Source organism: Actinoallomurus acanthiterrae (genome assembly GCF_054775715.1).
Genome location: NZ_BAAHCO010000001.1, coordinates 54,692 through 69,146, shown reverse-complemented (window position 1 = coordinate 69,146; position 14,455 = coordinate 54,692). Strand labels below are relative to the sequence as shown.

Annotated in this window: 11 protein-coding genes; 4 read left to right on the top strand and 7 right to left on the bottom strand. The window is 70.9% G+C overall.

The window, feature by feature from the left end:
* Positions 1–86: 86 nt before the first annotated feature.
* Positions 87–845 (top strand): deoxyribonuclease IV, encoded by a 759-nt coding sequence (locus ACYVF7_RS00310; protein WP_460332993.1) that lies wholly within the window; start codon positions 87–89, stop codon positions 843–845.
* A 197-nt stretch (positions 846–1,042) separates the two neighbouring features.
* On the opposite strand, the gene ACYVF7_RS00305 is transcribed toward ACYVF7_RS00310, so the two are convergent.
* Entirely contained in the window at positions 1,043–4,360 is a 3,318-nt protein-coding gene (locus ACYVF7_RS00305; RefSeq protein ID WP_460332990.1) for a BTAD domain-containing putative transcriptional regulator, read from the bottom strand.
* A gap of 422 nt (positions 4,361–4,782) precedes the next feature.
* Here ACYVF7_RS00305 and ACYVF7_RS00300 point away from each other — a divergent pair, with 422 nt between their 5' ends.
* Positions 4,783–5,673, top strand: coding sequence for an NAD(P)-dependent oxidoreductase (locus tag ACYVF7_RS00300; protein WP_460332987.1), 891 nt, complete (start codon positions 4,783–4,785; stop codon positions 5,671–5,673).
* Positions 5,674–5,756: 83 nt separating this feature from the next.
* On the opposite strand, the gene ACYVF7_RS00295 is transcribed toward ACYVF7_RS00300, so the two are convergent.
* From ACYVF7_RS00295 to ACYVF7_RS00270, 6 genes are all read right to left on the bottom strand, one after another.
* Positions 5,757–6,026 (bottom strand): hypothetical protein, encoded by a 270-nt coding sequence (locus ACYVF7_RS00295; RefSeq protein WP_460332984.1) that lies wholly within the window; start codon positions 6,024–6,026, stop codon positions 5,757–5,759.
* A 289-nt stretch (positions 6,027–6,315) separates the two neighbouring features.
* Positions 6,316–6,765, bottom strand: a complete 450-nt coding sequence (locus ACYVF7_RS00290; RefSeq protein WP_460332981.1) for a barstar family protein — start codon at positions 6,763–6,765, stop codon at positions 6,316–6,318.
* Positions 6,766–6,768: 3 nt separating this feature from the next.
* Positions 6,769–8,034, bottom strand: a complete 1,266-nt coding sequence (locus ACYVF7_RS00285) for a hypothetical protein (protein WP_460332978.1) — start codon at positions 8,032–8,034, stop codon at positions 6,769–6,771.
* 3 nt (positions 8,035–8,037) lie between these two features.
* Positions 8,038–9,459, bottom strand: coding sequence for a glycosyltransferase family 87 protein (locus ACYVF7_RS00280; protein WP_460332976.1), 1,422 nt, complete (start codon positions 9,457–9,459; stop codon positions 8,038–8,040).
* 9 nt (positions 9,460–9,468) lie between these two features.
* Positions 9,469–11,667, bottom strand: a complete 2,199-nt coding sequence (locus ACYVF7_RS00275; RefSeq protein ID WP_460332974.1) for a transglycosylase domain-containing protein — start codon at positions 11,665–11,667, stop codon at positions 9,469–9,471.
* 439 nt (positions 11,668–12,106) lie between these two features.
* Positions 12,107–12,505 carry a DUF5318 family protein gene (locus ACYVF7_RS00270; RefSeq protein WP_460332972.1) on the bottom strand — a complete coding sequence of 133 codons (399 nt, stop codon included), beginning with the start codon at positions 12,503–12,505 and terminating at the stop codon, positions 12,107–12,109.
* 201 nt (positions 12,506–12,706) lie between these two features.
* On the opposite strand from ACYVF7_RS00270, the gene ACYVF7_RS00265 reads away from it, so the two are divergent.
* Together ACYVF7_RS00265 and ACYVF7_RS00260 are read left to right on the top strand one after the other, a co-directional pair.
* Entirely contained in the window at positions 12,707–13,279 is a 573-nt protein-coding gene (locus ACYVF7_RS00265) for a PadR family transcriptional regulator (protein WP_460332969.1), read from the top strand.
* Positions 13,280–13,323: 44 nt separating this feature from the next.
* Positions 13,324–14,403 carry an inositol-3-phosphate synthase gene (locus tag ACYVF7_RS00260; RefSeq protein ID WP_460332966.1) on the top strand — a complete coding sequence of 360 codons (1,080 nt, stop codon included), beginning with the start codon at positions 13,324–13,326 and terminating at the stop codon, positions 14,401–14,403.
* Positions 14,404–14,455 lie beyond the last annotated feature (52 nt).

Below are 14,455 nucleotides of genomic sequence, written 5' to 3'. Positions count from 1 at the left end.
CTCGCCGGATCGGCCGGGCCGCGGCGGCGACCCCGGATCCGCCGCGGTCAGCGCGTCCGTCCCACCTCGCGCGTAGGCTCGACGCCATGCTGCGAATCGGAGCCCACGTCGACCGGACCGACCCGCTCGCCGCCGCGGCCGCCAAGAAGGCCGAAGCGGCGCAGTTCTTCCTCGGCGACCCCCAGGGGTGGAAGGCGCCCGTCATGCCCGACGGGTACGAGGCGATCCGCGACTCCGACGTCGACGTGTACATACACGCGCCGTACGTCGTCAACGTCGCGTCGCCGAACAACCGCATCCGCATCCCGAGCCGCAAGATCCTCACCCAGCAGCTCGAGGGCGCCGCGAAGATCGGCGCCAAGGGTCTGATCGTGCACGGCGGGCACGTGCTGAAGAACGACGACCCGCAGACCGGCTTCGACAACTGGCGGAAGGTCTTCGAACGGATGGAGGACCACCCCGTCCCCGTCCTGATCGAGAACACCGCCGGCGGCGACAACGCCATGGCGCGCAAGCTCGACCGGATCGCCCGCCTGTGGGAGGCCCTCGACGGCTTCGACGTCGGATTCTGTCTCGACACCTGCCACGCCCACGCGGCGGGCGAGGACCTGGTCGACGTCGTCGAACGCGTCAAGGCCATCACCGGCCGGATCGACCTGGTCCACTGCAACGACAGCCGTGACGCGTTCGGCTCCGGCGCCGACCGGCACGCCAACCTCGGCGACGGCCAGATCGACCCGGAGCTGATCCTCGCCGTCGTACGCGCGGCCGGCGCGCCGGTGATCGTGGAGACGCCCGGCGACGGACAGGCCGCCGACATCGCCTGGCTCCGCGAGCACCTCTGAGCCCTCCGCGGTGGCCGGCGCGGTCCGCGCCCTCCACCGCGGAGGCTACGTATGGCCGATCACGCGATCAGCAGTGCTTGACCAGGCCCAGGCCGGCGAAGTTCGAGGCCGTGGCCCCTGCCACAAGATTATTTTCGCCCCGCCTTACGTCGCGACCAGCGACTCGCGGCGACCCGATCCCTCGACGCGGCCGCCTTTCACGCGGCGGTGTGCGGGTCCGAACGGTGGCCGTGCTCGAACGCCGCCAGGAATGCCTCGTCGCCGAGCATCGCCCGGACCGCCCCGGTGATGCGGTCGACGTCGCCACGCTCGCCGGGCGGCAACGGAGCCCCGACGGACGCGCGGGTCGCGGCGGCCGCCCCGAGGATGGCGGCGGCGCGCTCGGGACGACCGAGACCGGTCTCGGCACCGGCGAGTCCTTCGAGGGCGAGGGCGATCGCCCGGGGATCCGCGATGGCGCGGGCCGCGGCGTACCCCTCCCGGTGCAGGCGCAGCGCGGCGTCGTGGTCACCGCGCTGCTCGGCGATGAATCCGAGCTGGGCGAGGATGAACGCCTCGCCCGCCGTGCCGCCGACCCGACCGAGCCAGCCGAGCCACTTGCGCAGGTGCGCCTCGGCCTCGTCGAGCCGTCCCTGCCAGCGGGCCCCGAGGCCGAGACCGACCTCGGCGTACTCCTCGGCGGAGCGGTTCGCCTGCTCGATCGCCAGCCGCCGGGCCCGCTCGTGCAGGCGCTCGGCTTCCGCGTGGTCGCCGGTGAGCAGCGCGATCCGGCCCAGCCCCGAGAGGCGGATGGACACCTCCGTCCACATCCCGAGCTCTTCGGCGAGGCCGAGGTCCTCGCGGAGCCTGCGCCCCGCCTGGTCGTAGTCGCCGGTGACCTCGGCGACGACCGTGAGGGCATAGCCCGCTTCGAGGCGTCCCCAGGCGTCACCGAGCTCGTTGAAGATCTCCAGGCTCCGGCGCCCGTCGCGCTCCATGGCCGAGAGATCTCCACGGCCGATCGCCAGCTTGGCCCGCGTGCTCAGCGCCGCCGCCGTGCCCCAGCGGTCACCGGCGGCCTCGAAGACCGCCAGCGCGTGATTCACCTGCGCCTCGTGGACGGCGAAGTCGCCGTACGCCCAGCGGACCAGCGTCAGGAACCATTCCGCCCTGGCCCGGCCGACCGGGTCGTCGACGCCCTCGTACGGGTGCAGCGCCTCGGGGACCCGCGCGGCGGGCTCGGCGCCGTCCGGTGCCGTCGCCGTCAGGCCGGCCTGCCAGGCCACGGCCGCCGCCCGGAGAGCCGGTGCCGCCGGGCCGTCGACGCCCAGTGCGGTGGCCAGCGACCGGCGGGCCTCGCCGAGCCGGCCGCGCAGGAACCAGTACCAGGCCATGGCGCCCACGAGGCGTAGCGCGAGATCGGCGCCGATGGGACGATGCCCGCGGGTGCCCTCCCCAGCGGCCCACTCGAGAGCGCCACGGACGTTCGCCGACTCGAGGTCGAGCAGCCGGAGCCACTTCCGCTGCCGGGGGCCGCGCAGCTCGGCCTCGGCTCGCTCGGCCAGGGCGGCGTAGTACTCCGCGTGGCGGCGGCGAATCCGTGCGGACTCCCCTGCCTCCTCGAGACGTTCGAGACCGTACGCCCTGATCGACTCCAACAGGCGGTACCGGCCGCCGGTGGCGACGACCAGCGACCGGTCGACGAGGCGGGCGAGGACGTCGAGGACGTCGGTGGGCCGCACCCGGCCGCCGGGCGCGTCGGTGTCATCGGAGCAGACCGCCTCGGCGGCCTCGAGGGTGCAGCCGTCCATGGGGACGGCCAGGCGCCGCAGCACCACCCGTTCGGGCTCCGGGAGCGGCTCCCAGCTCCAGTCGATCATCGCGCGGAGCGTGCGCTGGCGGGCCGGGGCGTCACGCGGCCCGGTGGCCAGCAGGCGGAACCGGTCGTCGAGGCGGAGCGCCAGCTCGCGTACGCCGAGGGTCCGGACGCGGGTGGCCGCGAGCTCCAGGACGAGGGGTATCCCGTCCAGGCTCCGGCAGATCGCCGCGACCGCACCGGCCTCGTCGTCGTCCAGGGCGTCGAACGCGAATCCCGGTGCCGCCGCGGCGGCCCGCGCCGCGAACAGGCGTACGGCGCTGAACTCCCCGGCCGCCGATGCTCCGGGTGGGGGCAGGTCGAGCGGCGGAACCGCCCGGAGGTGCTCGCCCGTGATGCCCAGAGGCTCCCGGCTCGTCGCGATGATCCGGAGCCCCGGCGCGGCCTTCAGCAGCCGGTGCGCCAGGTCCGCCACGGACTCGCCGACGTGTTCGCAGTTGTCGAGCACCAGCAGGAGCGTCTTCGCGGCCAGCGCGTCGGCCAGCCGATCGGTGAGCGGCGCGGATCGGCCGGAGGGCAGCACCCCCGAGACGGCGTCGTCGCGGAGGCCCAGGACCCCCGCCACCGCGTCGGGCACCTCCGCCCCCGTGCGCGCCGCCAGCTCCACCAGCCAGACGCCGTCGGCGTACGCCGCGGCCAGTCCGGCGGCCACCTCGAGGGCCAGCCGCGTCTTGCCGACGCCCCCGGGGCCGGTCAGCGTCACGAGCCGGGCGGTCTCCAGCAGCGCCCGGGTCTCGGCGACCGCCTCGGCCCGGCCGATCAGGTCGCTCAGCGGCGCGGGCAGGTTCGTCCGGGGACGCGGCGCGAGCGCCGGATCGTGCGTCAGGATCGCGCGGTGCAGCGCGGCGATCTCAGGCCCCGGATCCGCTCCCAGCTCCTCGGCCAGATCCTCGCGCAGCCGCTGGTAGCTCACCAGCGCCGCCTCCTGGCGGCCGGCGCGGTACAGGGCCCGCAGCTGCGCGGCCCGCAGCCGCTCCCGCAGCGGATGCCGGGCCACCGGCTCGGCCAGCTCCTCGATCACCCGGTCGTGCTCTCCGAGCTCCAGCCACGTCTCGGCCCGCTCCTCCAACGCGGTGAGGCGCTCGTCGTCGAGCCGCGCGGCGACCGTCCGGGTGAACGCCTCGTCGGCGAAGTCGGCGTACGCGGCCCCCCGCCACAGGCCGAGCGCCTCCGCCAGGAGCTCCTCGCGGACGCGCGGATCACCGGCCGCCCGCGCCCGCCGCATCAGGTCCCGAAACCGGTCGGCGTCGACGGATCCCACGGACGCGCTACCGGATCCAGCGGGCACGATCCCGGCCCCGGCGGGCACGGCGTCGGAGCCCGCGCGCGCGCCACCGGATCCAGCGGGCGCGGTGCCGGAGGCACCGGAGGCGACGCGCAGCGCGTACCCGGCCGGGCCGTACGCCACGAGGGCGCGACCGCCCGGTTCGGCGCGCTCGAGCGTCGTACGCAGCTGGGAGACGCGGGCCTGCAGCGTGCCCACCGCATCGCGCGGCGGCCGGTCACCCCACAGATCGTCGATCAGCCGGTCCGCCGACACGGACCGCCCCTCGTGCGCCAGCAGGTCGGCCAGGAGCACCCGGACCTTCCGGTCGGGAACCGTGACCAGTGCGCCGTCATCCGTCCAGACGGCCAGCGGACCGAGCACCCCGAAGCGCACGCCGCCAGCGTAGCCAGCCCTGCCGACGCCGACGTCCCGCGACCGCCCTAACCCCGGAGCCGCACGGACCACCGCCCGATCGCGGCGCGCGGGCCCCACTCGCCCGGCTCCGGCACCGTACGAGCCACCACCCCTATCGCGGGGCCCGCTAGCCCGACTCCCGCACCGCACGAGCCACCGCCCCTATCGCGGGGCCCGCTAGCCCTCGCCCCGTACGGACCACCGCCCGGCCGCAGGGTGCGTCCTCCGCTCGCGCCTCACCCCGCGCACCGCCCGATCGCGGCGTGCGGCCCCACTCGCCCCGGCTCTCGCACCGTACGGGCGTCGGGCGGTCGCGGAGTGCGGCCCGTGGCCGGCCCGTAGGGAACCCGTGGCGTGTCGGCCGATCGTGGGTCCGTACACCCCCTGATGAGAGGAACACCGTGAGCACGCGTGAACACGTCACCGTCATCGGCCTGGGCGCCATGGGCTCGGCGATGGCCGAGGCCTTCCTCGCCGCCGGTCACCCGACGACGGTGTGGAACCGTACGACCGGCAAGGCCGACGCGCTCGTCGCCAGGGGAGCGGCCCTGGCGGCCTCGCCCGCCGACGCGGTCGCAGCCGGCGACCTGGTCGTGATCAGCCTGGTCGACTACGCCGCCATGTACGACGCCCTCGGCGCGGCGGACGACGCTCTGCGCGGCCGGGTGCTGGTCAACCTCAGCTCCGACACACCGGACGAACTGCGGAGGGCGAGCCGGTGGGCGGCCGAGCGCGGCGCCGAACTCGTCACCGCGGGCATCATGGTGCCGCCGCCCGGGATCGGGAAGCCGGGCTCGTACGCCTTCTACAGCGGCCCCGACGGCGCCCTCGACGCTCACCGGGCGACCCTGGAGGTGCTGGGGACCATCGAGTACACCGGCGGCGACCCCGGCCTGGCCATGCTCTACTACCAGGCCATGCTCCTCGTGTTCTGGACCAGCCTGACGAGCTACATCCACTCCGCCGCGCTGCTGCGGACGGCGGGGGTGAAGGCCGAAGCGCTGCGCCCGTACGTCGCCGCCATGTTCGGCGACCTGGCCGCCGACGGGCCGATGGGCTTCCTGCGCATCGTCACCCAGCAGTTGGAGACGGGTGAGTACCCGGGTGGGCAGAACAACCTCCACATGCAGGTGGTCGGCGCCGGGCACGTGGTGCAGGCTCTCCGCGACGCGGGCGTCGACACCACGATGCCGGCCGCCCTCAAGGAGCTGTTCGCCCGCGCGGAGGCCGCAGGCCACGGTGCCGACGGCTTCACCAGCGTCGCGGAAGTGATCAAGAACGCGCAGGCCTGACCGCCGCCGAGCACTCAGACGCCCTTCTCCCGGTGCGGGGAGAAGGGCCCCGGCTTCCAGGACGAGACGCGATCAGGCGCTCTCTAGGAGGCCTGTCCGCCGGGCGGCGGGGCCGCACCGCGTGGGGCGAGACCGCCCGCGCGATAGATGTCGTCGATCAGCCCCATGGTGACGATCGCGTCCTCCGGTGGGGTGAGGTTGGCGGCCGGGTCCCCGCCGGAGGCCGCGGCGAACGCCCGGAGCTGAGCGGTGTACGTCGCGTCGCCGGCGACCTTCTCGCGCCGTGTCCGGCCGTCGACGGTGACTTTCAGCCGGTGGAAGGCGTGCGGCAGGAAGGGGTTGAGGACCGTCATGGTGCCACGCTCGCCGACGACCTTGGCGCTGATCCGCAGCAGTGTCCGCGACAGCGTCGGACGGTGATCCCGAGTGCGCCTCCCGGCGAGGACTCGAGATCCACAACCTGTGGATAACCAGCTGGCGCGCGACTCTCCCTGACCGGCGACACGGCCGGCGAAGGGCTCGGCGCCGGCGACCCGCCGGGACCGATGCGCGCATGTCCGGCCGTACGAAGCGGCCGTGCGGGGGCCCTTACGTACGGACGCCGACCGGCCGTCCACAGGCTGTGGAAAACGGCCGGGCGATTCAGGCGTCCGGGAGCCCCACGGGGGCGTGCTCCCGGTCCTCCTCGGTGACCAGGAGAAGGACCGCCATCGGGGTCGGCGTCCGCCGCCAGTGCTCGACCGCGCTGGTGAAGATGTCCAGCAGGGTCTGGTGGGCCGCGGGGTCGGCGTCGGCCAGTTCCCGCCAGCGGTCGTACAGCACCAGGTAGCCGGTGTTCGCCGGAACCCAGGACAGGTCGGTGAGGCTGTCCTGCAGGGCGTCCCAGTTGTGGCCGAAGTACGAGGGCAGGACGAACTCCTCGGCGCATCGCTCCAGCAGCGTCCGCTTGTCGTGGACGCCGTGGCCGTCGAGCCAGAAGGCCCGCCACCCGGCGCGTTCGGCCTCGGTGGCGCCCCGGGAGGCCTCCTTGCGGTCGACGGGCCAGGTGTACACACCCGGCTCCCGGTGTCCGGCCAGCAGCTCCGCGATCATGAATCACCCGTTCGGAAGGCTCGGCGGTCCCAGCGCTCGGTGTTCTCTCTTCGATGATCCCCCGAACGCCCCGTCCGCCGTCACCCGGCCCACCCTCCTGAGGTGAACGCCACCACCTCGGCGGTCATCAGCGGCACGAAGACGATGATCAACACGATGTACACCGGGCGCCGGCATCGGCCGGCCGCCAGCCACAACGGCCACCACAGCAGCGTCGCCCGGCCGATCGACAGGTAGTACGCCGAGGTCAGCAGCGAGGCGAGCTGCAGTCCGACGTACACGCCCTCCGCCCACCGGCGCCGGACCAGCAGCCACCCGGTCAGCGCGACGCCCACGGCGGCCGCGATCAACTCCACCCGGAACGCCGTCGTGAACTGGTCGTGCGTGCCGAAGGCCGCCTGCCAGGTGGTGTGGAAGGAGGTCCACGGCCACACCGTCGAACGTCCCCAGCCCGGCCTGCTGCGCGTGCTGCCACGCCGACCAGTCGCCGGTGCGTCTCCACAGGTACAGCGTGTAGCCCACCACCGGGACGAACGGCACGGCGAGCCACGGCGCCGACCGCCATCGCCGGTCCGCGGTGACGAACTCCACGATCAGCGCGACGGCGAGGAACAGCCCGGTCACCCGTACGCAGGTCGCGCCCGCCGCGCAGAGCGTGGCGGCCGCCCACCGGCGCCGTCGGGCCAGCAGCCACGCCGGCAGCGCGAACGCCAGGAAGAGACTCTCGGAGTAGCCGGCGAACAGGAACACGGCGTACGGACTGACGAGCAGCGCGAACACCGCCAACGGCCCCACCGGTCCCGAACCCGCGTGCGCCCACAGCCTCCCGCGGCGACCCGCGTGGGCACCGCCCGCCGGGCGCCCGCTCTCCATGAACTCGTCGCCGAGCCGGGCCAGCGCGACCATCGCCACCGCGCCGGCCACGAAACTGATCAGCAGCGCCGCCAGCCGCCAGTCCGGAACGACCAGGTGGACCCCCCGCAGCACGAGCGGCAGACCGGGAAAGAACGCCGGCAGTCCGGGATCCTTCGGGTGCCCGGGATCGCCGCCGTAGCCGTACCGGGCGATCTCGACGAAGTGGTCGACGTCCCACTGGGTCCAGCGATCGAGGAAGGAGTCGCGCAGGTCACCGTGCGGCCACAGGGCCGAGGCGAGGAACGAGATCACCAGCACGGCGATCCGCGTGCCGACCCAGGCGCGCAGGGCGAGACGGTCGCCATGAAGAAGCCGCGCCGCGCCGATTCCGCGCGGACGCTCCGCCTGATCCATCGGTCAGGCGGGTCGCATCGCCGTACGGCGCCGCAGCGCGAAGCGGTCCTCGGCGTCGTCCAGGACGCCACCGGCCGGGTCGTCCGCGCCGTTGGCACGGACGACGTCGAGCCGGGGCACGAGGATGTCGACCACGACGAGGGCCGCCAGCAGCAGGACCGTCAGAAAACGGGCCAGCAGCGCGATGTAGTAGACGCCGTCGCTGATGCCCGCCGCCGGGGCGTGCCCGGAGAAGACCGCGGACAGGGTGGCGGACAGCCCCACGCCGGGATGCTCCTTCGCTCCGGCCATGAGGTACCACCAGATGCCGAAGAAGTAGATGATCTCTCCTGCCTGCCAGAGCAGGAAGGCGGGGAGTTTCGGCCGGGCCAGCACGACCAGCGGCAGCAGCCACAGGACGTACTGCGGCGACCAGACCTTGTTGGTGAGCAGGAACGCCGCGAGCACCAGGAACAGCACCTGCGGCAGCCGGGGACGGCGCGGGGCGAACAGCACGAGGAACGCGATGGCCAGGGCGAGGACGACGAACCCGACCTCACCCATCAGGTTGAGGGTCGGTATGTCATCGACGGACGACAGGCCCTTGCGCTCGGCGAAGAAGAAGATCGAGCCCCAGTCGACCGGGCGTTTCTGGTTGAACGTGTAGAACCGGCTCCAGCTGTCCCAGGCCGCCAGCATGATCGGGACGTTCACGACCAGCCACGCGACGACCGTGCCGGCGAGCAACCGGCCGAACTCCCGCCACTTCCCCGCACGCAGGCAGAGCAGGAAGAACGGGCCGAGCAGGATCAGGGGATAGAACTTCGCCGCGACGGCGAGGCCGAGCAGGCCGCCTGCGAGCCCCGGGCGACGCCGCGCCCAGGCCGCCAGCGCCAGCGCGGTCAGCGCGACGGCGAGCAGGTCCCAGTTGATGTACGCCGTGAGCAGCAGCGCGGGCGACGCCGCGACCATCAACCCGGCACGGCGACCCTGACCCCCGGCCACCAGCGCCGTCGCCAGCACGGTGACGACCGCGCAGAGGACGAGCGCCACGGCGGTCAGGTTGAAGAACCACATGCCGCGCGAGATGACGGCATCGCCGCCCAGCCAGCGCGCCGGCGTCGCCGCGGCCTGCATGAGACCGCCCGTGAGCACCGGATACTCCACCGGCTCGGGGATCTTGTCCAGGTACGGGATCTTCCCGTCGGCCAGCCCCCGCCCGAAGTACAGCGGGTAGACGTCGGTGTAGCAGGCGTTGCGCACCGTCGGGATGAAGTCGAAGCCCACCTGCTTGCACGGCAGCTTCTGCAGATAGCCCAGGACGGACACGACGGCGGTCGTGGACACGAGCAGGGGCAGCACCTGCCGGAATCCCGTACGGACACCGGCGGGGCCGGGAGAGCTCGCTGCTCCCCCGGCCCCATCGATCAGTTGTGACTCCGGCATGACTGCAGGCTATTCCCTGAAGGGCCGCGCCGCCCGCCCTTGCACCTCGTTGCTCTGCGGGTTGCCGGGACCGGCCGGCTGCGACGGGCAGCCGATGAACTTCTTGCAGGTATCAGTGGGGTCGGGCGTCGGGCTGTGGCTCCCCTGCCCGATGCACCTCGGGTCCGTCGGGTGGTGCTTGCAGAACCTCGGGTTGGGCGGGCCGCCCGGATCCTGCGTCTTGCCCGGCTTGCAGTGGTCGATCTCGGGGATCTGGTCTGGCTGACACGTCGGCGTCGTCGACGGCGTCGGCGTCGTCGCGGTCGGCGACGGCGTGGCGAACATCTTGTTCTCGCCGACGTACGCCGGCGGCGGGAACGACCCGGTCGTCTTGCCCTCCAGCGCCTGGCTCATGTAGTCGTGCCAGATCTGAGCGGGCAGGTCACCACCGTTGATGTGGCCATGTCCGCCGACGTTCTGCAGCTTGCCGAAACCAGCGCGCCGCTTGTGCTTTCCATGCGTGACCGCGTCGTCGTACCGCCACATACCGACCGAGGTCACGTACTGCACCGGGTTGGAACCCGTGGTCGGCGGGGTGAACCCCGAGAACCACGCGGACACGTTGTCGTTGGTCGTTCCGGTCTTGCCGGCCACCTCGTGATTGCCGAGCTGGGCGTTCTTGCCGGTACCGCGCTTGACCACGGCCTGCATGGCGAACTGGACGTCGTGGGCGATGTCCGGCTCGAACGCCGTCGTCTTGGCGATCGTCGGCTTTTTGACCACGTTGTGGTGAGAGTCCTCGATCCGGCGGATGCTGTGCGGAGTGATGAACTTCCCGTCGTTGGCGAGCGTGGCGTATCCGCCGGCCAGGTCGAGCGGGCGCATGTCCGACTGGCCCAGGAAGAAACCACCCTCACCTGGGTGTCCGCGCTGCAGCGCCTCCTTGGGAAGGCCGGAGTCCTCGGCGGTCTGGAGGACGTTCTGCCATTTCGCCTTGTATCCGAGTGGCACGTACACCGTGTTGTAGGACTCGGCCGTAGCCTCGACCAGGTCGACGATCTTGTTGGTGTTCCCCTCGTCGTTGGTGAACTTGTGGCCGCTCGGATCCGTGGGAGAGACGCGATCGCCGTCGGTGTTGATATAGGCGGGCGCGGCCGCGTCCATCGTGGTCTTGAGGCTGATGCCCTGTTTGAGCGCGGTCGCGAGGACGAACGGCTTGAACGAGGAGCCGACCTGTGCCCTGGAGTAGTAGGCGTCGTCCACCTTCCGTTTGGTGAAGTCCTTGCCGCCGTACGCCGCCTTGATCTCACCGGTCTTCGCGTCGATGGTGACGAGGCCGACGCGCGTGTCGCTCGGCATCCCCGTAAGCCTCTGCTGCACCGCGGCCGCGGCTTTGGCCTGAAGCTTCGGATCCCAACTCGTGAAGACCTTCAGGCCACCGGTCTCGATCTTGGCCTGGTCGAGGCCCATGGAGACCAGCGCCTGCCGCACTCGCTCCAGCAGGTATTCCTTCTGTTTGTCGCCGCCGCCGCTCGTGGTCTTCTGAATCTTGAACTTCGGCGGGTGGTTCATGTACTTGGCGGCCTCGGCCTGGGGGAGCACTCCCATCTTGACCTCGCCGTCGAGCACCCAGTTGTACCGGTCGACCGTCGCCTGGTACGCCGGCCCCTTGTCGCTCGGGTCGTAGTGCCCCGGCCACTTGACGTTGGCGGCCAGCATCGCCGCCTGGGGGACCGTCAGATTCTGGGCCTTGGTGTTGTAGTACACCTTGGCCGCCGCCTCGATACCGTTCGCGCCGTGACCGAACCAGATCGTGTTGAGGTAGTCCTGAAGGATCTGGTCCTTGGACTTCTGCTTACCGATCTTGATCGAGACGAACAGCTCTTTGAACTTTCGCGTGAAGGTGCGCTCCTGGTTCAGGTAGGCGTTCTTCACGTACTGCTGCGTGATCGTCGAGCCGCCCTGCGTGTCACCGCCGGAGAGGTTGTTGATCACCGCGCGGCCGATGCCCGTCGGGGAGATGGCCGCCTCGTGGTAGAACTTCCGATCCTCTGCGGCGAGCACCGCGTTGCGGATGTTCGGCGACATCTGGCCGAGCGGGACGATCCGGCGCGAGGTGCCCATCACGCCGAGTACGGTCTTCCCGTCGCTGTAATAGATCGTCGTACCCTGATCCAAGGTGGAGCTGTTCACCTTGGGCACCGGTGTCATCGCGTAGGCGACACCCACCCCGCAGATCATCGCGAGCGTGCCGATGCCGAATACGGCGAGCCACAGCTTCCACGACAGAAGGCGGCGCCAACCGAGCTTCTTGGCCTTCTTGCCGCGGCGCGTGCCGTCTCCACCGCCCCCAGGACGCCGGCGGCCCGGGCCGCCACCACCGCCTGATCCTCCAGGTCCGCCAGGACCACCGGGCCCGCCCGGTCGGCTGGGGCCGCCGGGGCGTGTGCCCGTGGGGAGTGCGGGAAGGTTAGACCCACCAACCTGCGGCTGCGGCCGGGTCGGGGCAGGTCCAGCAGACCCCGATCGACCGTACTCTGGCCCGTAATCGCTGCTGTAACTCACGCGACCTCGTTCACTGGGGTACGGCTTTTTCAATCCGTCCGACAGTACTGCGTAGGCAAGTGAGCGGGGACCGCCTGCCGGGCACGCGACTGTGGTCGCGTGGCTACTCTCGGACGCTTTGTCCCTGGTCGGGAGCTGTGTCTCCGTGCCCAAGGACGTAGGACAGCGTCAGATAGTTCCAGGCACAACCTTGACATACTTCAACCACATAGACCCGAAATTCACCGAATTCCCGGGCCATCTCCTGGAGCTCGTCCGTCGCCTTGACGCGTCCCGCGTACCGGCCCAGCTCGTCGCCGTACACGTACGTGACGTGGGTCAGCCGCTCCTTCCGGCAGACGGGACAGGCCCGATCGGTGGGCTCGCCGTGATACTTCGCCGCGCGCAGGAGATAGGGGTGTGCGTCGCAGGCGTCCGCGACGGTCAGGCCGCCGGATGACAGCTCGGCCAGCGTGGCCCGCCGGGCGAGCCCGTAGTCGACGACCAGTCGCTGGGACCACATGTCAGCAGACTACGACGGCCCGCAATCCCCGATCCGTGACATTCCAGGCACCGAACGTGCGTCTTGCCCGAACACGGCCCCCTTCCGGCCCTTCGCCGGACCCCGCGCTTGCAAGCCTCCCCTGGGCCACGTATCGTCCTGATGTATCGAGTCGATACATTCGAGCGATACATCGAATCGAGCGGTCGAGTTGGAGGGACCATGAGAAGCAAGGCCGGCGTGCTGGAACTCGCCGTGCTCGGGCTGCTTCACGAGTCCCCCATGCACGGGTACGAGCTGCGCAAGCGGCTGAACACCCTGCTCGGCATGTTCCGCGCGTTCTCATACGGCACCCTCTACCCCTGTCTCAAGGCTCTGCTCGAGCAGGGGCTGATCATGGAGGACGACGAGGAGCCCGTCGCGGCACGTCCGGGAGGCACCCGGCGCTCGAAGATCGTCTACAAGCTCACGGCCGAAGGTAAGGAGCGCCTTCAGGAGCTCCTGTCCGAGGCCGGCCCGGCGTCCTGGGAGGACGAGGGGTTCGGAGTGCATTTCGCCTTCTTCGCCCAGACCCGCGCCGACGTACGGCTGCGGATCCTCGAGGGTCGGCGCAGCCGGCTCGAGGAGCGACTGGAGAGCGTACGGGCCGCGCTGGCCCGTACGAGGGAGCGTGTCGACAACTACACGCTCGAGCTCCAGCAGCACGGGTTGGAGTCGGTCGAGCGCGAAGTCCGGTGGCTCAACGAGCTGATCGGGCGCGAGCGCGCACAGCAAGCAGATGAGAGCAACGGCTGAGGGCGCCAGGCGTCCCCCCGCAAAGAGAGCAAAGGAGCATCCGGATGGGTTCAGTGCGCGTAGCCATCGTCGGTGTCGGCAACTGCGCGAGCTCGCTCGTCCAGGGAGTCGAGTACTACAAGGACGCCTCGCCCGAGACTCGAGTCCCTGGTCTGATGCACGTTCAGTTCGGCGACTACCACGTCGGCGACCTGGAGTTCGTCGCCGCCTTCGACGTCGACGCCAAGAAGGTCGGCCGTGACCTGTCCGAAGCGATCGTCGCCAGCGAGAACAACACGATCAAGATCTGCGACGTGCCGCCGTCCGGCATCACGGTGCAGCGCGGTCACACCTTCGACGGTCTCGGCGAGTACTACCGCGAGATCGTCGACGAGTCCGACGAGAAGCCGGTCGACGTCGTCCAGATCCTCAAGGACACCCAGGCCGACGTGCTCGTGTCCTACCTGCCGGTGGGCTCGGAGGAGGCGGACCGCTTCTACGCGCAGTGCTGCCTCGACGCCGGCGTGGCCTTCGTGAACGCGCTGCCGGTCTTCATCGCCAGCAACCCGGAGTGGGCCCAGAAGTTCACCGACGCGGGGATCCCGATCGTCGGTGACGACATCAAGTCCCAGGTCGGCGCCACCATCACCCACCGCGTGATGGCCAAGCTGTTCGAGGACCGCGGGGTCGAGCTGCTGCGCACGTACCAGCTCAACTTCGGCGGCAACATGGACTTCATGAACATGCTGGAGCGCAAGCGCCTCCAGTCGAAGAAGATCTCCAAGACCCAGTCGGTCACCTCGCAGATCCCGCACGAGATGGCAAAGGCCGACGTGCACATCGGCCCGTCCGACCACGTGCCGTGGCTCGACGACCGCAAGTGGGCCTACGTCCGGCTGGAGGGCAAGTCCTTCGGTGACACCCCGCTGAACCTCGAGTACAAGCTCGAGGTCTGGGACTCCCCGAACTCCGCGGGCGTCATCATCGACGCGGTCCGCGCCGCGAAGATCGCCAAGGACCGCGGCATCGGCGGTCCGATCCTGTCGGCGAGCTCCTACTTCATGAAGTCCCCGCCGGTCCAGTACAGCGACGACCAGGCCCGCGACGCCGTCGAGGCGTTCATCCGCGGCGAGGTCGAGCGGTAAGCACTGACGGAACGTCATACGAGTAGCAGCGCAGGGCCCGTACACCACGCGG